Here is a 20,657-nt window from a genome sequence, read left to right as displayed (position 1 = left end):
AAAGATGATGAAGAAGATATTTGCCATGCTGGCCGTATGCCTTGCCACGGTTGTGGGAGCGCAGGCCGTGGAGACCTCGGTGAGACAACTCTCGGTCGATGATTTCTACAAGATGAAGGTATATAACAATTTCGACGTGTCGTACCGGCAGAATGCCGATTCGGCCGGGGTTGTCGTCGTGATGGCGGCAACCGGCGACCTGGACAACATCGAGGTTGCTTCCAAGAAGGGCGTGCTCACGATCAAGTACAAGGGCTCGTGCGACAAGAATCAAATGCAGGGCTCGGTCATCGTCTACTCCACCGCGTTGGAGTATGTCGAGAATAACGGCATCGGTCTGGTGCAGATTGTGTCGCCCATTACCGGCGCCGCGTTTCAGGCCAAGGTGATAGGGAACGGCTCGATTATGGGTCGGCAAATCGACTACGGAATCGTGAAAGCTTCGGTATTGACCGGCAGTGGCAAGGTGTCGCTCACGGGCAAATGTCGGGAGGCCGAGTTGTCGGTAACCGGTTCCGGACAAATCGAGGCCGACGGTTTGGAGGCCCGCGACGTGAACTGCCGCATCATGGGCAACGGGGTGATTGGTTGTCATGCCCGTGAGAAGTTGTCGGCCTGGGCTACCGGTAACGGCGAGGTCTATTACCGGGGAACGCCCGAAATCAAGAAGAACTCGCTGGGCGAACTCTCCGTGCGTTCGCTCGAAGGGAAATAATCCGTCGGGGCCGTATCTCTTTCGTTTCGGGGGCTGTTTTTCTCACACCCCCCCTTCCTCCTCGTTTGAGTGTCCGGGCTGCTATTTGTAGCGGGCGTGGTCGCTGCTCACGGTGGTGAAGGCACTGCCTGCACCCAGCGCCTGCTGTCGGTAATCGGCGGCTATGCGGTCGTATTGCGGGTTGATGCGGTAATGCCCGTCGGGGTCGATAAAGCCGTAGAAGGTCCCGGCCTGCACGAGAGCCAATCCGTCGAAGAAGGGTTGCGCATCGGTGAACTGACGCTTGATTTTCCAGTGACCTTTGCGGTCGATATATCCCCATTTTCCCTGTTGCTTCACGGGTGCCAGGTCGGCCTGCCCGAATGCCCGGCTGTCGTCGAAGGCGGGGGCGATCATCTCTTTGCCCTTGGCGTCGCACCAGCCCCATTGTCCTGCCCGCTTGATGCGGAAGAGGGTGCCGTCGGAGACCAGCTCCTCGCAGTCGGTCTGCCAGATGGAGTCGCCTTGCAGGTCGATGACCCGGAAAACACCCTCCTGAACTTGCACGACAGCCTGGCGGTGAGCCGAGAACGACTCGGCAGCCTCGTAATGCGGTGGTATTGTCTCAACCCCCAGTGGGTCGACATAGCCCCATCGGCCCTTCTCGTCCTGTACGGCAGCCAGTCCGTGAGCAAAAGGTTTTACCGCCCGATAGATAGGTTTGATAACCGCCTTCCCGCTCTTGTCGATGAAACCCCATCGTTCGCCGCGTTTCCCCTTTTGGGCAAAAGCGGCCATTCCTTCGCAGAAAATCATGACTTTGGAGGCTTGGGTGAGGGTGAGTTGCAGACGTCCTTTGGTGTCGATGGCACAAGGGGCCTCGTCGGGGCGCACCACCCAGGCCCGGTTTTCGTGGAAGATGGTGGCAGCGGTGTAGACGGCTGGGTAGACCAGTTCGCCCGAGTCGTCGATATAGCCCCATTTCCCGTCGGCTGCATGACGCACCAGCGCCAGGTCGTCGTAGAAGAGCGAGGCGTCGGCATACGGGCCTACGAAACGGGGCTCGTCGTCGCGGTCGATGTAGAGGCAGGAGTCGCCGGCGAAAGCCGGTATGCAGTCGGTCTCGGTGAGTATATACGAATCATTGCCGCCGCATTGACAGAAAAGAAGGAGCAGTGCGGCGGACAGGAGAGAACACATTTTCATGGCCTGTATCAGTTTATCTCCCCGACAGAAACGAGAGCGGTGTTGCCGCTACGATATCTTGATCGGAGGCAGTTTGTCGTAGGTCTCGATGTAGCGGCTTCGTTTCTCCTCGATAATCTCTTTTATCGCGATGAGGATACCCGACTCCTCTACGTTGCCGAACTCGTCGTTGATGGCCGTGCCGAACATCTTCATCGTGGGCGACAGTCCCATGTAGGCGTTGACCAGCGGGGGAATGTTGTAGCCGAGCTTGCGTACCTCCTGGTTCAGAATCTTGTAGTCCTCCTTGAAGTCGTCGTGGATAAAGAGACGACTCATCTTCTCCTCGTCGGTATTGGTTTCCAGCGGGTGACGTGGCCACACGAGGTGCTCGGGGTCGGGGAAGTGCTTGTTGAGGAAATAGAGAATCATGTTGCGCCCCTCGTGCGAGTAGGTGGGGTACATGGTCACCTTCCCGAAGAAATATTCGGTCTGGGGATAGTCGATGGTGAGTGCGCCTAATCCGTCCCACAGGTTGTCGAGGGCGAAGAGCCCCTTGGCACCGGCCCGTGACGACTGGTATTCGAGGGTGACGAACGAGCGTCCCAGCTCGATGGTGCGGGGCAGGTATTCGTGCAGGAACTTGTCGGAGAACTCGAAGAGGTGCGAGGTGGCGATGCGGGGACGTCCCTGCTCGTCCTGACGAATGTTCTCGCCCAAAATGAACCGGTAGCCGCCTATGATCTCCTCAGCATCGGGGTTCCATACGATGAGTTGCTGGCACGGCGGGTCCATCGTGTCAAACTCGTCGATGTCCAGCGCTTTGCCCGTACCGCCTCCCGGATAGCGGAAGGCTATTTCGCGCAGCCGTCCTATCTCGCGCATGGTGTTGGGTGCGTTGTTGCAATCGACAATATATATTTTGTTGCCGCCCTTGCGGGTATCCCGCATGAATCGTTCGGGGGTCAACTCCGATTTGATTAGCTCTTTGTCAACGGGCGCGATAATCGGTTCCATGAGATTGGTTTTTAATCTGATAGACTTGCTCTTTCACCACCTGGGCCCACTCTTGAAGACTCTTGGATTTGTCGAAGGTTTGCCAGGGGATAGGCTTGCCAATGTATATGTTGAACGTTTTGTTTTTGCTACTGAACATTTCGTCGGGCAAATATATCAATTCTATGTTGAATTTTATGCCGAGCGATTTACGTATTTTAGCAAATCGATAAAAAAAGGCTGAATTTTGGCCCTCGAAATAGATGGGGATAATGTCTCGTTGCGATTGGATTGCCTTGGCGATAAAGGTCTTTTTCCACTCCAAATCCCGTATCTGCCCGTGTTGCAGGCGGGAGCAGAGTCCGGCGGGGAAGATGAGCATCTGCTCGTCCGACTCGTAGGCCTTGTTAATCTGTACGCTCGACTCCTTGGCCTGTGACCCGTATTTGTTGATGGGCAGGAATACCGGCTCCAACGGCTTGATATTCATCAACAGGTCGTTGACGAGAAATTTGATTTTCCCGTTGTAGTAGTGGCCGAAAAACCGAATGAGAGTGACTCCGTCGAGGGCCCCCAGCGGGTGGTTCGAGGCAAAGATGAAACGTCCCTCGGCCGGAATGTTCTCGATGCCGATGACGTTGGCATGTACGTTCATGTAGTCGAGCAGGTCGTCGGCAAACTGTACACCGGTACTATCCTTGTAGGTGCTGAGGACGTAGTTTATCTCGTCCTGGTGAATGGTCCGTTTCAGATAACGGAAAAGGAATCCCGGGATTCTCTTGGCATATTTGGGCGTCTTTTCCCTGACTACTTTCTCAATATCGATTTTCAGAGGTTCGGAACTCATGACTATTCATAAAAAGTGTGTACAAAAATACGCTATTTTTTTTATTTTTATAGAGGGGAACGGGGCTTTTATTACGGGGTGGTATCTCTTCGTGTTTGTGGCGGGCGGGAGCCGTTGAGCCTCAGCAGAAAAAAATAGAGAAAAAAGTGGAGAAGAGCACTGCGGGATTGGGGATTAATGCCTATCTTTACCCTGCAAAAAAGTGAAGTTGGAGGACAAGTTGCGAATGGAACTGCAATCGGCTGTGTATCATATACCTGCACTTCTCGAAGAGTGCATCGACGGATTGGCTGTCAAACCCGACGGAACCTATGTCGATGTCACTTTCGGCGGGGGAGGCCATTCGCGCGCGATTTTGTCACGTCTGGGCGAAGGGGGACGGCTCTTCTCGCTCGACCAGGACGAGGATGCCCGGCGCAACAGTCTCGACGATGAGCGGTTCACGTTTGTCCACAGCAATTTCAGGTATCTGAAAAACTTCATGCGCTACTATGGCGTGGAGCAGGTCGACGGGATTTTGGCCGATTTGGGTGTCTCGTTTCACCATTTCGACGACTCGGAGCGGGGATTCTCGTTCCGGTTCGAGGGTCCGCTCGACATGCGTATGAACCAGCGGGCTTTGCAGACGGCCGCCCAAGTGGTGGCCTCGTATAGCGAGGAGCAGCTGGCCGACCTCTTTTTTCTGTATGGCGAGTTGAAGAGCGCCCGTCGCATCGCCTCGGCCATCGTGTCGGCCCGGGCCACGTCGCCCCTTACGACAACCGAGCAGTTGCTCGAAGTGGTGCGCCCCTATGTCAACCGCAAGCAGGAGAAGAAAGAGTTGGCCCAACTCTTCCAGGCTCTGCGCATCGAGGTGAACCGCGAGATGGAGAGCTTGCGCCGCCTGTTGGAGCAGTCGGTCGAATTGCTCCCTCCCGGGGGACGGCTGGTAATACTTACCTACCACTCGCTGGAAGACCGCATGGTCAAGAACTTCATTCGCACGGGAAATGTCGAGGGGCGTGCCGAGCAGGATTTCTTCGGCCGCATAGAGGCTCCGTTCCGGGCGGTCAACCACAAGGTGATTGTGCCCGACGAGGCCGAAATCGAACGCAATCCCCGGTCGCGCAGTGCCAAATTGAGAATAGCAGAGAGGGTATAACCGTATGGCTAAGAAAACAAAGGACGAAAAGATAGGATTCATCAAGTATCTGAAAATGGCGGTTCAGGGACGCATCTTCTCCCTGGATTTTTTCAGGTCGCACTGGGGCTTCATCGCTTCGGTGGTTTTTCTTTTTTGCCTGTCGATTGCCAACCGGTATGTGTGCCAGACCAAGTTGGAGACGATTAAAGAGCTGCGGTTCGAACTCACCAACGCCAAGACCGAGCGGGTGCGTGCTGCTGCCCGCTACATGGGGTTGGTGCGCCACTCGCGCATTGTCACCCTGGTGAACGAGAACCGGTTGGGCCTCGAAATACCCGATACTCCTCCTGTAAAATTGAGACCGACAGATGGAGACAAGGAATAAACGACACATATTGTTGCGATATGCCCTGGTCATCGTCGGGGTGCTGCTGTTCAGTATCGCCATTGTCAAGAAGGCGGCCGATACCTGCATCATTCATGCCGACAAGTGGAACGAGAAGGCGGCTCAGATGCTGTCGGTTACCCACGAGGTGATGCCCGAACGGGGCGACATTCTGGCCCAGAACGGCGAGGTGATGGCAACCAACATGACCTATTACCGGGCCTTGATTGACTTTGGAGTGCCCAAGTTCAAGGCCAGGGAGTTTAACGACAGTGTGAAGATTCTGAGCCAGATGCTGGCGAAATATTTCCCCAACAAGACGGCTGCCGCCTATGAGAAGGGTATGCGCAGTGCCTTTTTGCGCAAGAAACGCTATTATGTTCTGGTGCGTGAGGTGACGGGGCACGACTATGAACTGTTGAAGACCTTCCCCTTCCTGCGCTATTCGACACCCTATTCGGGCTTCTATATCGACCCTAACCGCGAGAAAATCATCAAGCGCGAGAAGCCCTACGGAACCATGGCCTCGCGAGCCATCGGCGGGTTGGACGAGACCTTCCACGGCAACAGCGGACTGGAAAAGGCGCTCGACTCGCTGCTCTACGGTATTCCGGGGCGGACCATCAAGAAGCAGATTCCGTCGGGTATCGTCGACTGGGTATCCGATCCGCCCCAACGGGGTCTCGACGTGAAGACTACTATTGATATTGACATACAGGATATTACCGAACAAGCCCTGCTGCAAACCATCGAAGAGACGCAGCCCGAGTTTGCCGTGGCCATCGTCATGGAGGTGGCTACGGGCGAGATTAAAGCCATGTCCAACCTCTCGCGTCTGCCCGGCGGGGAGTATCTCGAAACGGTGAACAATGCCGTGCAGGGGTACGAGCCGGGTTCGGTAGTCAAGCCCCTGTCGATGATGATTGCCCTCGACGACGGGGTGGTGCGTCCGAACGATGTGATCAACGGTCACAACGGCGTGTTCCGCTATCCAGCCGGAGCCCGGGTGCGCCCCATTACCGATACCCACGGTCGAGCGTCGATGACCGCCATCGAGGCGATGAAGTACTCGTCGAACATCGGTCTGTCCGAAATTATCCTGCGGGGATATGAGCGCGACCCCGATCGCTTTGTGCAACGCATCTACGAGGTGGGCTTCATGGAACCCTTCGACCTGGGTATTCCTGGAACGGCCCGACCCACGATACGCCATTTGAAAGCGACGGTACAGGACCGCATCAACCTCACGCGCATGTCCTATGGCTATACCACCAAGATACCGCCCATCTATACGCTGGCGCTCTATAACACCATAGCCAACGACGGCAAGTTTGTCAAGCCCCGTCTGGTCAAGGAGCTGTTGCGCAACGGGAAGCCCGAAAAGGTTTTCGACATCAGCTACATCAGGGAGCACGCCTGTAAGCCCGAGACGGCCCGTGCCCTGCGGCAAATGCTCTATGCCGTGGTGAACGACGATGACGGTACGGGACGGCTGGCTCGCTCGAAAAAGGTGACCATCGCCGGGAAAACGGGTACGGTGCGGAACATCGGTGCCGACGGCAAGTATGAGAGCCGCTACCGCATCACCTTCTGTGGATTCTTCCCCTATGAGAAACCGCAATACTCGTGCATCGTCCTGCTGGGAAAACCCGATCTGCCGGGTATGCCTTCGGCCGGTCGCTATTGTGGCGGGGTGTTGAAGAAGATTGCCGAGACGCTCTACTCGATGGGCCGTCTCGATGTGCCCATGGCGATGCCTTCGGACTCGACGCAGACCTTTGCTCCGTCGATTATGAAGGGCGATATTGCCGAGACGCGGCAGGTGCTCCAACGCCTGGGTGTACGGGGCGATGTGAGCGATTGCTACAACATTGAGACCTATTGCGACAGCATGCCCGACGTGAGCGGCATGGGGGCTCGCGATGCCCTTTACCTGCTGGAACAGGCCGGACTGAATGTGAGCATTCAGGGACGCGGTCGGGTCTATGAACAGTCGATACCTCGGGGAGCGGCGCTGCAACCCGGCACGACGGTGATTTTGAAATTGAAATGAATACGATGATATGAAGAAAGTAGAAGAGTTATTATCGGAAATTGTAGTGACAGAGCGTAAGGGCGCTGTCGTGAACGAAGTGTCGGGCGTGGAGTCGGACTCCCGTCAGGTGAAGGCCGACTATCTGTTTGTCGCCGTTCGCGGAGTCTCGGTCGACGGCCACACCTTTATACCCCAGGCTATTGCCCAGGGTGCCCGGGTGGTGGTGTGCGAAGAGTTCCCGTCCGAGTTGGCCGACGGGGTGATGTATGTGAAGGTAGCCGACAGTTCGATTGCCTTCGGGCTGCTGGCCTCGGCCTGGTATGGAAACCCCTCGCGCGAGTTGACGCTGGTGGGGGTGACCGGGACCAACGGCAAGACCACCACGGCCACGCTGCTGTATGAAATGTTCCGCTCCTTCGGATACAAGGCGGGGCTCCTCTCGACCGTGTGCAACTACATCGACACGGTGAGGGTGCCTGCTACCCACACGACCCCCGACCCGCTGCATCTGCACCGCCTGTTGCGCGAGATGGTCGATGCAGGGTGCGACTATGCCTTCATGGAGGTGAGTTCGCACTCGGCAGCCCAGCACCGCATTGCCGGGCTCGACTTCAACGGGGCTATCTTCACCAACCTCACCCGCGACCACATCGACTACCACAAGACGGTCGAGGCCTATCTGAAAGCCAAGAAGTCGTTCTTCGACGGCCTGCCCAAGGGGGCCTTTGCCTTGACCAACATCGACGATAAGGCCGGTATGGTGATGTTGCAGAATACCCGCGCCGAAAAGCACACCTATTCGTTGCGCACGATGGCCGACTTCAAGGCCCGTATCATCGAGAGCCGTATGGACGGCATGTCGCTCGAAATCAACGGCAAGGAGGTCGAGGTGCGGTTCGTGGGCCGCTTCAACGCCTACAACCTGCTGGCCGTCTATGGCGCCACCTGCCTGTTGGGACAGGACCCCGACGAGGTGCTGCGCAAGATGAGCCTGCTGGTGCCGGTAGCCGGTCGGTTCCAGACGCTGCACTCCTCGCGCGGATATACCGTGATTGTCGATTACGCTCACACCCCCGATGCGCTGAACAATGTACTCAACACGATTCACGGGGTGCTCGAAGGCAAAGGCCACATCATTACCGTGGTGGGTGCCGGCGGTAACCGCGACAAGGGCAAGCGCCCCATGATGGCCCGCGAGGCGGTGAACCTGAGCGACCGGGTGATTCTCACCTCCGACAATCCCCGCTTTGAAAATCCCAACGATATACTCAACGATATGGTGGCCGGGCTCGATGCCGAGCAGCGCCGCAAGGCCCTGTTGCAGGTCGACCGCCGCGAAGCGATTCGCATGGCCACCCAGTTTGCCCAGCCGGGCGACGTGATTCTGATTGCCGGCAAGGGGCACGAGGATTATCAGGAAATCGAAGGGGTGAAACACCACTTCGACGACAAGGAGGAGGTCGAGAAACTGTTTGCCGAAGAGCAGGCTTGATATTAACCGATAAAAGAAGAACGCAATATGTTGTATTATCTGTTTCAATACCTCGAATCGATGTTCGATATACCGGGAGCGCGGTTGTTCTCCTATATCTCGTTCCGGTCGATGGCTGCCTTTATCCTGTCGCTGTTCATTGCCACCATCATCGGGCGGCGCATCATCAACCGGTTGCAGATACGGCAAATCGGCGAGCTGGTACGCGACTTGGGGCTCGAAGGGCAAATGGCCAAGAAGGGTACCCCCACGATGGGCGGTATCATCATCATCATCGCCATACTGGTACCCTGTCTGCTGGTGGGCCGGTTGGGCAATATCTACATGATATTGATGCTGGTCACGACCGTGTGGCTGGGAGCCATCGGTTTCCTCGACGACTATATCAAGGTATTTAAAAAGGATAAGGAGGGGCTGCACGGACGGTTCAAGATCGTAGGGCAGGTGGGTCTCGGTCTTATCGTGGGGCTGACGCTCTATCTGAGTCCCGAGGTGGTGATCCGCGAGAATGTGGCCGTACAGGCTCCCGGCACGACGACCGAGGTGGTCAAGTACGAGTCCGAGAATATCAAGTCGACCCAGACGACCATTCCCTTCTTCAAGAACAATAACCTCGACTATGCCGACCTGGTGCCCTTCCTGGGCGAACATGCCCAGACCGGCGGTTGGATTATCTTCATACTGCTCACGATATTTGTCGTCACGGCCGTCTCCAACGGGGCCAACCTCACCGACGGTCTCGACGGTCTGGCCACGGGAACGTCGGCCATCATAGGACTCACGTTGGGTATCCTGGCCTATCTGTCGGGTCACATCGCCTATGCCTCCTATTTAAATATTATGTACATACCGGGCAGTGAAGAGCTGGTGGTATTTGCCTGTGCCTTCATGGGGGCGACCATCGGCTTCCTGTGGTACAACGCCTACCCGGCTCAGGTGTTCATGGGCGACACGGGCAGCCTCACGTTGGGCGGTATCATCGCCGTCTTTGCGCTGTGCATACACAAGGAGCTGCTCATACCCATCTTGTGTGCCATCTTCTTTGTCGAGGACCTCTCGGTGATGATACAGGTGGCCTACTTCAAGATTACCAAGCGCAAGTATGGCGAGGGGCGACGGGTCTTCAAGATGACCCCGTTGCATCACCACTTCCAGAAACCGGGGAATGCCGGTATTAATGCTTTGATACAAAAACCGTTGCAGGCTGTGCCCGAATCCAAAATCGTCGTTCGGTTCTGGATTGTCTGCCTCATGCTGGCAGCGATAACCATAGTTACGCTCAAAATGCGATAGAAAGGTTGTTTCGATATGGAAAAGAAAAAGAGAATTGTAGTATTGGGAGCCGGCGAGAGCGGTGCCGGAGCCGCCGTGCTGGCCCAAGTGAAGGGATTCGACGTGTTTGTTTCGGACACGTCGTCGATTAAGGATAAATACAAGGAGCAACTCGACCGGTATGGCATTGCCTGGGAAGAGGGGCATCACACGCCCGAACTGATTCTGAATGCCGACGAGGTAATCAAAAGTCCCGGCATACCCTTGACCGCCCCCATGATTGTGGAGTTGCGCAAGCGGAATATCCCCGTCATCTCCGAAATCGAGTTTGCCGGCCGCTATACCCATGCCCGCATGATCTGCATCACCGGCAGCAACGGCAAGACCACCACGACCCTGCTCACCTACCACATCTTGAAGAGCGCCGGGTTGAAGGTGGGGTTGGCCGGGAACGTGGGCAAGAGTCTGGCCTTGCAGGTGGCTACCTGCGACTACGACTACTACGTGATTGAGTTGAGCAGTTTCCAGCTCGACAACATGTATGACTTCAAGGCCAATATCGCCGTCCTGCTCAACATCACGCCCGACCATCTCGACCGCTACGACTACAAGATGGAGAACTACGTCGATGCCAAGTTCCGCATTGTCCGCAACCAGACTGAGGACGATGCCTTTATCTACTGGAACGACGACCCCGTCATCAACGAGAAGCTGTCGAAACTCACCCTCAAATCGCAGCGCTATCCCTTTGCCGAGACACACGAGCCCGGCACCCAGGCCTATACCGACCACGGCGAGCTGACCATCGATACTCCCGAGGAGACTCTCACGATGAAGACCGACGAACTGTCGCTGCTCGGCCGTCACAACCTCTACAACTCGATGGCGGCCGGTCTGTCGGCCTGCCTGCTGAATGTCAAGAAAGAGGCTATCCGCAAGGCATTGAGCGACTTCGAGTCGGTGGAGCATCGTCTCGAACGGGTTGCTTCGGTGCGGGGCGTGCAGTTTATCAACGATTCCAAGGCGACGAATGTCAACTCGTGCTGGTATGCCTTGGAGAGCATGAAGACCCCCGTAGTCCTCATCTTGGGCGGGAAAGACAAAGGCAACGACTATACCGAAATCGAGCAGCTGGTGCGTGACAAGGTGAAGGCCCTAGTATTCCTCGGGGTCGACAACAGCAAGTTGCACGCCTTCTTCGAGGGCAAGGTGCCCTACATCACCGAGGCCCGTTCGATGAAGGAGGCTGTCGACAAGTCGTATGCCCTCGCCTCGCCGGGCGATACGGTATTGCTGTCGCCCTGCTGTGCCAGCTTCGACCTGTTCAAGAGCTACGAAGACCGGGGCGACCAGTTCAAGGCTTGTGTAAGGGCTTTATAAAATAAGGATAAGAGAATATGAATGTCGAATCGGTAGAGAAATCCAGGCGAAGCGATCCCTATATTTGGGGTATCATCATCATCTTGTATATCGTCTCGGTGATTGAGGTGTACAGCGCCATCAGCCGCGAGATTACGGGAGGCGATGTCTATTCGCCCATCATCAAGCATGTGATGCTTCTCTTCTCGGGATTCCTCATTACCTATGTCACCTCGAAGATTCACTACAAGTGGTTCAAGGTGCTGGCCTATGTGATGATACCGCTGGCCATCTTGCTGCTGGTGTGTATCCTCTTTTGGGGCGATACCATCAACGGTGCCAAGCGCACCATCTCGGTGCTGGGCATCTCGTTGCAGGGGTCGGAGGTGGCCAAGGTGACCATCGTGCTGGCCATGGCCACGGTGCTGGCCAAGTCGCAGATCAAACGGGGCGTGAACATGAAGGGCGTCCTGTGGGTGGTGGGGCTGGTGACGGTTTTCAGCGGCCTGCTCTTTACCCAGGGATTGACCAACACCCTGCTGTTCATCGGGATAAGCGTGTGCATGATGCTCATCGGCGGTGTAGAGTGGTACAAGCTGATAGGTATCTTCCTGGTCTATGTCATCTTGGCTCTGGCGGTGATGCAGGCCAAAGACCTCATCACCGAGATGAAGGCGCCGGCCGAGACCGAGGCCGTTGCCGCCGCGGGTGAGGAGAAGGGGGGTAAGGTGATAGCCCGTTCGTCTACCTGGGAAAGCCGGTTGGAGGACTTCTTCGACCCCACTCCCGAGTATGAGAAGGAGACCACCCCGCAGAACTTGCAGGAGCATCGGGCCGCCATGGCCATGGCTCACGGCGGCATCACGGGCGTAGGGCCCGGCAACAGCCGGGAGTCGTCGCGATTGCCGTTGGCCTTCTCCGACTACATCTATGCCATCATCATCGAGGACCTGGGTTTCGTTGTCGGTGGTGTGGGCCTGTTGCTGGTCTATCTCATGATTCTGGCGCGGGCCGGCCTCATCGCCCGGCGGTGTACCAAAGCCTTCCCGGCCCTGTTGGTGATGGGAATGGCGGTGATGATTGTGTTGCAGGCCCTGTTCAACATGGCCATCGTGGTAGGGGTATTCCCCGTTTCGGGTCAGCCGTTGCCGCTGATCAGCAAGGGAGGTACCTCCATCTGGATGATGAGTTTCGGCTTCGGTGTCATGCTCAGCGTGAGCCGATATGCCGTCAAGGATACGGGAAATAATATCAAGTCGGAACGCGAAACCGATTTGCCGGAGGATTTGCAGGCTGCGAATCCGACCAACTTAGCATAATAACCAGTCGTATGAAACGAGCAATAAGAGTATTGATTAGCGGCGGTGGAACGGGAGGACATATCTTCCCCGCCATATCCATTGCCAACGCGATAAAGGCCCGGTGCCCCGAGGCCGAAATCCTGTTTGTCGGGGCCGAGAACCGCATGGAGATGGAGAAGGTGCCGGCGGCGGGATACCCCATCGAGGGGCTGCCCGTGAGCGGTTTCAACCGCAGTAACCTGTTGGCCAACTTCAAGGTGCTGTGGCGTCTGGGCAAGAGTCTGCGCCTGGCTCGGGGCATTGTGCGCAAGTTCAACCCCGACGTGGCCGTGGGGGTAGGTGGCTATGCCAGCGGTCCCACGCTGTGGGCGGCAGCCCACCGGGGAGTACCCACTCTCATTCAGGAGCAGAACTCCTATGCGGGTGTCACCAACAAGCTGCTGGCCTCGAAGGCTCGCGCCATCTGCGTGGCCTACGAGGGTATGGAGCGCTTCTTTCCGGCCGATAAAATCGTGCTCACCGGCAACCCGGTGCGGCAGGACTTGTGTGACGACCGGTTGACCCGCGACGAGGCGTGCGAATTTTTCGGACTGGACCCCCACAAGAAGACAATCCTGCTGATAGGCGGCAGTCTGGGCGCCCTCACGCTCAACACGGCCGTGGTCGAGTCGATTCCCGAGATTGTGAAGAGCGGGGTACAACTCGTGTGGCAGTGTGGCAAGCGGTTTGACCAGCGGGCTCGTGCCGCGCTCGACGCGGCGGGCAATCCAGCCTGCATCAAGCAGATGCCCTTTATCGCCCGCATGGACCTGGCCTACAAGGCAGCCGACCTGGTCATTTCGAGAGCCGGGGCCAGCTCTATCTCGGAACTCTGCCTGCTGGGCAAGCCGGTGATTCTGGTACCGTCGCCCAATGTGGCCGAGGACCATCAGACCAAGAATGCCCAGGCCCTCTCGTCGAAAGGGGCCGCTATCTTGGTGCGCGACGCCGAAGCCCGTCAGCGGTTGATGCCCTGTGCCCTTTCGGTCGTGCACGACGAGGAGCAGTTGCAGTCGATGAGCCGGCAGATTGCCCTGCTGGCCCAGCGCGATTCGGCAGCGCGCATTGCCGATATAATCTTTGATATAGTCGATAAGAAATGAAATCATATACCTCACTCTATTTCATAGGCGCCGGCGGTATCGGTATGAGTGCGCTGGTGCGTTATTTCCTGGCCAAGGGCTACCGGGTGGCCGGTTACGACCGCACCCCTTCGCCGCTGACGGCCGAACTCCAAGCCGAGGGGTTGGAGATTGTCTATGACGAGTCGGTCGACCTCATTCCCGATTACTGTCGCGACCCGGCCACGACGCTGGTCGTGTACACGCCGGCCATTCCCGCCACCCATGTCGGTCTGGTCTATTTCAGGGAGCAGGGTTTCCGGGTAATCAAGCGGGCCGAGCTGCTGGGACTCATCACCCAGTCGAGCAAGGGCCTCTGCTTCTCGGGAACGCATGGCAAGACCACCACGTCGAGTATGGCGGCCCACATCTTCCACGAGTCGCCCATCGGCTGCAACGCCTTTCTGGGCGGTATCTTGCGCAACTACGACAGCAACCTCATCTTGTCGGACCACTCGCCCTTCACGGTCATCGAGGCCGACGAGTATGACCGCTCGTTCCACTGGTTGCACCCCTATATGGCCGTGGTGACGGCTACCGACCCCGACCACCTCGACATCTACGGTACCGAGGAGGCCTACCTCGAAAGTTTCACCCACTTTACCTCGCTCATACAGCCGGGCGGCTGCCTGGTCATGAAGCGGGGCATCAAGCTGGTGCCTCGCGTGCAGGAGGGGGTTAAGGTCTATTCCTATTCGGCCCGCGACGGCGGCGATTTCCATGCCGGGAATATCCGGGTAGGCAACGGCACCATCGTGTTCGACTTCGTGGCCCCCGACGGCGTGGTGGCCGATGTGGAGCTGGGAGTCCCCGTCGACATCAACATCGAGAATGCCGTAGCCGCCATGGCGATTGCCCGGTTGAACGGTGTGACCGACGACGACATGCGCCGGGCCATGGCCTCGTTCCGCGGAGCCAAACGGCGGTTTGAGTTCTGGGTGAAACGCGACGACCGCGTGATGATCGACGACTATGCCCACCACCCCGACGAGTTGAAGGCCAGTATCCGTTCGGTGCGGGCGCTCTATCCCGGGCGCAAGCTCACGGTCATCTTCCAGCCCCATCTGTACAGCCGCACCCGCGACTTTGCCCCTCAGTTTGCCGAGGCCCTCTCGATGGCCGACCAGGTTATCCTGCTTGATATCTACCCGGCCCGCGAGCAGCCCATACCGGGAGTCACCTCGCAGATTATTTTCGACAAGATAACGTGCAGAGAGAAAGAACTTTGTTTGCGCGAAAAGTTGTTAGAACGGATAAAAGAGTGTAACTTTGACGTTTTATTGACCATGGGGGCCGGTGACATAGACCGTCTGCTGCCCCAGATAGCGTCGATTGTGGAGGCGAAATGAAGGTATTGTTGAGATTTTTGTTCATGGTAGTACTCGTTGTCTACCTGTTTGTTTCGTTCTTTATTCTCCGCTCCTACGCGGCAGAAGACAAGTGCCGGGACTTGCAGGTCGAGATACTCGACAGTGCTGCCCTGCACTATGTCTCACCGGCCGATGTGTATGGATATATCGAGGAGTACGATTTGGATCCCTGCGGCAAACCGTTGAGCCAGATCGACACCGAGAAGATGGAGCGGACCCTGCGGCTGAACGGCGTGTTGGGTTCGGTCGAATGTTATAAGAAAGCGGGGGGCATCGTGTGTGTCGAGGTCACCCAGCGCGTGCCCGTGATGCGGGTCATGGCCAATGGTGGCAACTACTACGTCGATACCGAGGGGCGTCGCATGGTGGCCCGGGCTCAATATCGGGCTCACTTGCCTCTGGTCACCGGGTGTGTGGACAGCGTGATGACTTACAGCGACCTGCTGCCGCTGGCCCGGTACATTTACAACGACTCGTTTTGGAACGCTCAGATTGAACAAATCTATGTCAATGAGCGTCATGAAATAGAGTTGATTCCCCGGGTGGGACGGCAGACGATTCTGTTGGGCTCGGCACAGGATTATGAGGCGAAACTCGATAACCTGATGCAGGTCTATCGACAGGTCTTCAACCAGACGGGCTGGTCGATGTACGACACCGTCTCGTTGAAGTTCAAGGACCAGGTGGTTTGTACCCGCCGGAAAAAATGGTGAAATAAATAACAATATAACAATATGGATACGGATAGATACATAGTAGCTATTGAGATCGGGAGCTCGAAGATTACGGGCGCGATAGCAACCCGCTCTCTGAAAGGTGTGGTTACTGTGCTTGGCATAGATACCGAACCGTTGAATGGCAGTGTGAAACGAGGCTTCGTGGTCAATGCCGACGATGTTTCGTCTAAGATAAAACGCTTGATCCGGAAACTGAACAACCGGATAAGTACCTCGAAAAAAATCAAACAGGTCTATGTCGGTATCGGCGGTCAGTCGCTGCATGCCGAGGACCACATGATCAGCCGCGACTATCCCGAGGGTACGATTATTACCGAGGAGATAATCCGCCACTTGCAGGAGGAGGCCCGCGAGATGCCTATCGCCGGGGCCGACATCTTGGAGGTGGTCCGCACCGAGGTGACGGTCGACGACCAGTTGCGCACGGGACGGGAGGAGCTGGAAGGCTCGAACCTGAAAATGGGGCTGAAACTGATTGTCGCCCGCGACGAACTCAAACGGAGCGTAGCCCAATGCTTCCGGGGAGAACCCTCGGTCATTCGCTATATCCCCACGGCCCTCTCGACCGCCTATGTGGCACTGAGCAACGAGGACCGTCAGGCCGGTGTCATGCTGGTCGATTTCGGCGCCGAGACGACTACCGTATCGATTTACAAGGACGGACTGCTGCGCTACCTCTCGACCATACCGCTGGGCGGGCAGAACATCACGCGCGACATCATGACGCTCAAAGTGACCGGCCCCGAGGCCGAGTCGTTCAAGGTGCGGTTGGGTTCGGCCAAGGTGATGGGCGAGGAGTCGAACATCACGCTGCGCGGCGAGAACCTCTCCGAAATCAAGAGCCTCGACCTCTCGAAGGTGGTCAAGGCCCGTATCGAGGAGATTGTGGCCAACGTCAACGCCCACTTCGATTATGCCAAGTGCGACCGCAAGAGTCTGGGCGCCGGCATGGTGATTGTGGGTGGCGCGGCCAAACTCTCCAATCTGGCCGAACTGCTGGCCGAGAAGTGCGACATTCGGGTGCGCAAAGGAGCTCTGCGGCAAGACATGCTGCTCGACGTGGCTTCGCAATCGAAGAGCGCCGACTATCTGCAAATTCTGGGTCTGCTCTATTGCGGCCGGGAGAACTGCGTGACGGTACTGCCCAAGGCTGTCGACGAGCCGCACGACGAGGCTCCGGAAGAGGAGGTAAAACCGGTCGACCCGAAAGAGCAGAAGGCTCGGGAGCGCGAGGAGCAGGAACGTCGCAAACGCGAGGAGAAAGAGCAGCGCAAGCGCGAAGCCGAGGAGGCGAAGAAGCGCGAGAAAGAGCGCAAGGAGAAGGAGAAACAGGAGAAGGAAAAGTCCAAAGGGCCCGGTCTCTTCGGCAAGTGGAAAGACATGCTGCGGAAGGCCGAGACGCTGCTCGATGATGAAAACGATAATTTTTAAAAGATGAACGCCATGAACGATATGGATATAAATAACTCTCAGTTACCCGACTTCATCGTCCCCGGAGTTGAACAGAAGAAGGACGAGCCTATCAAGATAAAGGTAGTGGGTGTAGGCGGCGGCGGTGGTAATGCCGTCAATTACATGTACCGTCAGAATATCCAGGGAGTGAGCCTGGCTCTTTGCAATACCGACCCCCAAGCCATGAGCGACTCGCCGGTGCCCATCAAGGTGGCTATCGGCGACGAAGGTGCCGGGGGCGAACCCGAAGAGGGAAAGCGCCTGGCCGAGGAGTATGAGCAAAAGGACGGCCGCATCTCGGCCCTGTTCGAGGACGAGACCCGCATGGTATTCATCACCGCCGGTATGGGTGGTGGTACCGGTACCGGTGCCGGACCCGTCGTGGCCCGTATCGCCAAAGAGAAGGGCATGCTCACGGTGGGTATCGTCACGATACCTTTCCTCTTCGAGGGCGAGCCCAAGATTTTGCAGGCCTTTGCCGGTGTCGAGGAGATGCGCAAGCACGTCGACGCCCTGCTGGTCATCAACAACGAGCGGTTGTGCAAAATCTATCCCGACCTCTCCTGGACCAACGCCTTCTCCAAGGCCGACGACGCCTTGGCCAACGCGGCCCGCAGTATTGCCGAACTGGTGTCGAAGAACGGTAAGATAAACCTCGACTTTGCCGATGTGCGCACCACCCTTAAAAACGGAGGTGCTGCCGTAATCAGTACCGGCGAGGGCGAAGGCGAACACCGCATGAGCAAGGCCATACAGAATGCCTTGATTTCGCCGCTGCTCAAAGAGAGCGACATCTACGATTCGGAGCGGGTGCTGTTCAACCTCTATTTCTCGCCCGAGGAGTCGGACGAGCTGCGCATTCAGGAGTCGAAAGAGTTGAGTGCCTTCATGACCCGCTTCAAGAAACGGGTGAAGGTAATCTGGGGCTACACCCACGACTCTTCGCTGGGCAAGAAGGTGAAGATTACCATTCTGGCCACCGGTTTCGAGGTCTCGGACCTGACCTTCAAAGGCGAGTACGGAGGCGATGCCGACGAGCACATCGCCCAGTCGCAATACATCGTGTTGCGTCCCGACCAGCTCGACAACGACGAGCTCATCGACAAGCTCGAGAAGGCTCCCGCCTATGACCGCCCCAAAGACTTCCGCGACAATTTCGAGGGGGGCGAGAAGCGCGAGGATAGCGGCAACGGTGGTCGCCGCACCATAAAATTTTGATAGAAACCTGTAAAATATAGAAGAAGATGAATTTATTTGATCAGGTCAGCAACGACATAAAAAGTGCCATGCTGGCAAAAGACAAGGTAAGACTCGAAGCCCTGCGGGGTATCAAGAAAGAGTTTCTCGAAGCTAAAACCGCCAAGGGTGCCGACGGCGAACTGTCGGACGAGACGGCGATGAAGATATTGGCCAAGATGGTGAAACAACGCAAGGAGAGCGCTCAGATCTACTCGGAGCAGAACCGTCCCGATCTGGCCGAACCCGAACTGGCCGAGGCTGCCGTTATCGAAACCTATCTGCCCAAGCAGATGACCGACGAGGAGTTGACCGAAGCCCTCAAAGCCATCATCGCCCAGGTGGGTGCCAAGACCCCGCAGGAGATGGGCAAGGTGATGGGTGTCGCCACCAAGCAGCTGGCCGGTCGTGCCGACGGTCGTGCCATCTCGACCAAAGTAAAGGAACTGTTGTCGTAAACGAGAATACAATATACGAAATTTAGACTATGCTTACATTAAGTGTCATTAAAGAGAATCCCGAAGATGTGATACGCCGGTTGGCTATCAAGCATTTCGACGGGAGAGAGGCTATCACCCGGGTGCTCGAACTGGATAAGATACGTCGTGCTTCGCAAGCCGAACTCGACGGGAAACTGGCCGAGTTGAAGGGCTTGGCCGCCCAGACCGGGCAACTCATGAAAGCCGGAAAGAAAGAGGAGGCCGAGGCCGTGAAAGCTCAGACGGCTGCCATCAAGGAGTCGACCAAAACACTCGAAGAGTCGATGGTATCGGCCGAGAAAGAGATTACCGATATTCTGTTAACCGTCCCCAACCTGCCTTATGCCGGGGTGCCCGAGGGCCGTACCGCTGCCGACAACATTGTCGAGAAGACCGGTGGCGTTATGCCCAATCTGCCCGAAGATGCCCTGCCGCACTGGGAGCTGGCCAAGAAATACGATTTGATTGACTTTGAACTGGGTGTGAAGATTACCGGTGCCGGATTCCCCGTCTACAAAGGGAAAGGTGCCCGCCTGCAACGTGCCCTGATTTCGTTCTTCCTCGATGCCGCCCGCGAGGCCGGATACCTCGAAATACAGCCGCCTTATGTAGTCAACGCTGCATCGGGTTACGGCACGGGACAGCTGCCCGATAAAGAGGGTCAGATGTACCACTGCAACGAGGACGACCTCTACCTGATTCCTACCGCCGAGGTACCGGTGACCAACCTCTACCGCGACGTGATTTTCAACGAGAGCGACCTCCCCATCAAGAATACCGCCTACTCGGCCTGCTTCCGTCGCGAAGCCGGTTCGTACGGCAAAGACGTGCGCGGATTGAACCGTCTGCACCAGTTCGACAAGGTGGAGATTGTGCAAATACAACACCCCGACCACTCTTACGAGGCTCTGGAAGAGATGAAGGACCACGTGCAGAGCTTGGTAGAACGCCTTGAATTGCCCTGGCATATCCTGCGTCTGTGCGGTGGCGACATGAGTTTCACCTCGGCCATCACCTTCGACTTCGAGGTATTCTCGGCCGCCCAGAAACGCTGGCTCGAAGTGAGCTCCGTATCCAACTTCGAGAGCTATCAGGCCAACCGTCTGCACTGCCGCTACCGCGGTGCCGACAAGAAGATGCACCTGTGCCACACGCTCAACGGCAGTGCCTTGGCATTGCCCCGTATCGTGGCTGCATTGCTCGAAAACAACCAGACCCCCGAGGGTATCAAGATCCCGAAGGTGCTGGTGCCCTACTGCGGTTTTGACATCATCGACTAAACGGTCGGTTGAATAGGAATATAATCGGGGCTGCTCTCCATGCAGGAGAGCAGCCCCGGCTGTTTTTAGGGGGGGGGAGAAGGAGAGAGATAGGAGCGGGGAGCCGTGGCGTCCCACGGCCGTTTGTATGGTTGGGCGAAGAGTAATGCTTGCTTCGGGAGGAATCGTCGATTTGCAGGCATAAAAATAGGGGGTACCGACTGTTCGGCCCCCCTGTTGTTGTACTATTAGTCTGGTCCCTTTTTTTGATAGCA

General features: G+C 56.8%; 18 protein-coding genes. 15 read left to right on the top strand and 3 right to left on the bottom strand.

Annotated features, from left to right (window positions below; all coding sequences use genetic code 11):
* The first annotated feature begins 4 nt into the window (after positions 1-4).
* Positions 5-715 carry a GIN domain-containing protein gene (locus BARVI_RS12960; RefSeq protein ID WP_025278467.1) on the top strand — a complete coding sequence of 237 codons (711 nt, stop codon included), beginning with the start codon at positions 5-7 and terminating at the stop codon, positions 713-715.
* An 81-nt stretch (positions 716-796) separates the two neighbouring features.
* Here the strand turns inward: BARVI_RS12960 and BARVI_RS06550 are convergent, their stop codons facing one another.
* Genes BARVI_RS06550 through BARVI_RS06540 form a run of 3 tightly spaced genes read right to left on the bottom strand, consistent with a single transcriptional unit; the run spans position 797 to position 3,722 of the window.
* On the bottom strand, positions 797-1,900 hold the full coding sequence (locus BARVI_RS06550) for a WG repeat-containing protein (protein WP_025278466.1): 1,104 nt from the start codon (positions 1,898-1,900) through the stop codon (positions 797-799).
* Between the two features lie 48 nt (positions 1,901-1,948).
* A complete protein-coding gene (locus BARVI_RS06545) occupies positions 1,949-2,896 on the bottom strand; it encodes a GNAT family N-acetyltransferase (RefSeq protein WP_025278465.1) in 948 nt (315 codons plus the stop codon).
* Entirely contained in the window at positions 2,871-3,722 is an 852-nt protein-coding gene (locus BARVI_RS06540; RefSeq protein WP_025278464.1) for a 1-acyl-sn-glycerol-3-phosphate acyltransferase, read from the bottom strand. The genes BARVI_RS06545 and BARVI_RS06540 overlap by 26 nt, the downstream gene beginning before the upstream one ends.
* Positions 3,723-3,948: 226 nt before the next feature.
* Here BARVI_RS06540 and rsmH point away from each other — a divergent pair, with 226 nt between their 5' ends.
* Genes rsmH through serS form a run of 14 tightly spaced genes read left to right on the top strand, consistent with a single transcriptional unit; the run spans position 3,949 to position 20,403 of the window.
* Positions 3,949-4,863, top strand: coding sequence for a 16S rRNA (cytosine(1402)-N(4))-methyltransferase RsmH (rsmH, locus tag BARVI_RS06535; protein ID WP_025278463.1), 915 nt, complete (start codon positions 3,949-3,951; stop codon positions 4,861-4,863).
* A gap of 4 nt (positions 4,864-4,867) precedes the next feature.
* Positions 4,868-5,230 carry an FtsL-like putative cell division protein gene (locus BARVI_RS06530; RefSeq protein ID WP_025278462.1) on the top strand — a complete coding sequence of 121 codons (363 nt, stop codon included), beginning with the start codon at positions 4,868-4,870 and terminating at the stop codon, positions 5,228-5,230.
* A complete protein-coding gene (locus BARVI_RS06525; protein WP_084547011.1) occupies positions 5,214-7,283 on the top strand; it encodes a penicillin-binding protein in 2,070 nt (689 codons plus the stop codon). The genes BARVI_RS06530 and BARVI_RS06525 overlap by 17 nt, the downstream gene beginning before the upstream one ends.
* A 10-nt stretch (positions 7,284-7,293) precedes the next feature.
* Positions 7,294-8,757, top strand: coding sequence for a UDP-N-acetylmuramoyl-L-alanyl-D-glutamate--2,6-diaminopimelate ligase (locus BARVI_RS06520; RefSeq protein ID WP_025278460.1), 1,464 nt, complete (start codon positions 7,294-7,296; stop codon positions 8,755-8,757).
* A gap of 27 nt (positions 8,758-8,784) precedes the next feature.
* Positions 8,785-10,050 carry a phospho-N-acetylmuramoyl-pentapeptide-transferase gene (gene mraY / locus BARVI_RS06515; RefSeq protein ID WP_025278459.1) on the top strand — a complete coding sequence of 422 codons (1,266 nt, stop codon included), beginning with the start codon at positions 8,785-8,787 and terminating at the stop codon, positions 10,048-10,050.
* A gap of 15 nt (positions 10,051-10,065) precedes the next feature.
* The gene (gene murD / locus BARVI_RS06510) at positions 10,066-11,409 is read left to right on the top strand and encodes a UDP-N-acetylmuramoyl-L-alanine--D-glutamate ligase (protein WP_025278458.1); all 1,344 of its coding nucleotides are present in this window, start codon (positions 10,066-10,068) and stop codon (positions 11,407-11,409) included.
* 17 nt (positions 11,410-11,426) lie between these two features.
* Complete coding sequence (locus tag BARVI_RS06505) at positions 11,427-12,707, top strand: FtsW/RodA/SpoVE family cell cycle protein (RefSeq protein ID WP_025278457.1); 1,281 nt, start codon at positions 11,427-11,429, stop codon at positions 12,705-12,707.
* Between the two features lie 11 nt (positions 12,708-12,718).
* Positions 12,719-13,831, top strand: a complete 1,113-nt coding sequence (gene murG / locus BARVI_RS06500) for an undecaprenyldiphospho-muramoylpentapeptide beta-N-acetylglucosaminyltransferase (RefSeq protein ID WP_025278456.1) — start codon at positions 12,719-12,721, stop codon at positions 13,829-13,831.
* Positions 13,828-15,198, top strand: a complete 1,371-nt coding sequence (gene murC / locus BARVI_RS06495) for a UDP-N-acetylmuramate--L-alanine ligase (protein ID WP_025278455.1) — start codon at positions 13,828-13,830, stop codon at positions 15,196-15,198. The genes murG and murC overlap by 4 nt, the downstream gene beginning before the upstream one ends.
* A gap of 23 nt (positions 15,199-15,221) precedes the next feature.
* Positions 15,222-15,932 (top strand): cell division protein FtsQ/DivIB, encoded by a 711-nt coding sequence (locus tag BARVI_RS06490; protein WP_198015955.1) that lies wholly within the window; start codon positions 15,222-15,224, stop codon positions 15,930-15,932.
* A gap of 21 nt (positions 15,933-15,953) precedes the next feature.
* Positions 15,954-17,387, top strand: coding sequence for a cell division FtsA domain-containing protein (locus tag BARVI_RS06485; protein ID WP_025278453.1), 1,434 nt, complete (start codon positions 15,954-15,956; stop codon positions 17,385-17,387).
* 12 nt (positions 17,388-17,399) lie between these two features.
* Positions 17,400-18,626, top strand: a complete 1,227-nt coding sequence (gene ftsZ, locus BARVI_RS06480) for a cell division protein FtsZ (RefSeq protein WP_025278452.1) — start codon at positions 17,400-17,402, stop codon at positions 18,624-18,626.
* Between the two features lie 26 nt (positions 18,627-18,652).
* Positions 18,653-19,102, top strand: coding sequence for a GatB/YqeY domain-containing protein (locus BARVI_RS06475; RefSeq protein ID WP_025278451.1), 450 nt, complete (start codon positions 18,653-18,655; stop codon positions 19,100-19,102).
* A 29-nt stretch (positions 19,103-19,131) separates the two neighbouring features.
* Positions 19,132-20,403, top strand: a complete 1,272-nt coding sequence (serS, locus tag BARVI_RS06470; protein WP_025278450.1) for a serine--tRNA ligase — start codon at positions 19,132-19,134, stop codon at positions 20,401-20,403.
* Positions 20,404-20,657: the final 254 nt, after the last annotated feature.

The sequence above is a fragment of the Barnesiella viscericola DSM 18177 genome (genome assembly GCF_000512915.1).
GTDB lineage: Bacteria > Bacteroidota > Bacteroidia > Bacteroidales > Barnesiellaceae > Barnesiella > Barnesiella viscericola.
Note: the sequence above shows the minus strand (reverse complement) of the source record. Positions and strands in the feature narration are given on the sequence as shown.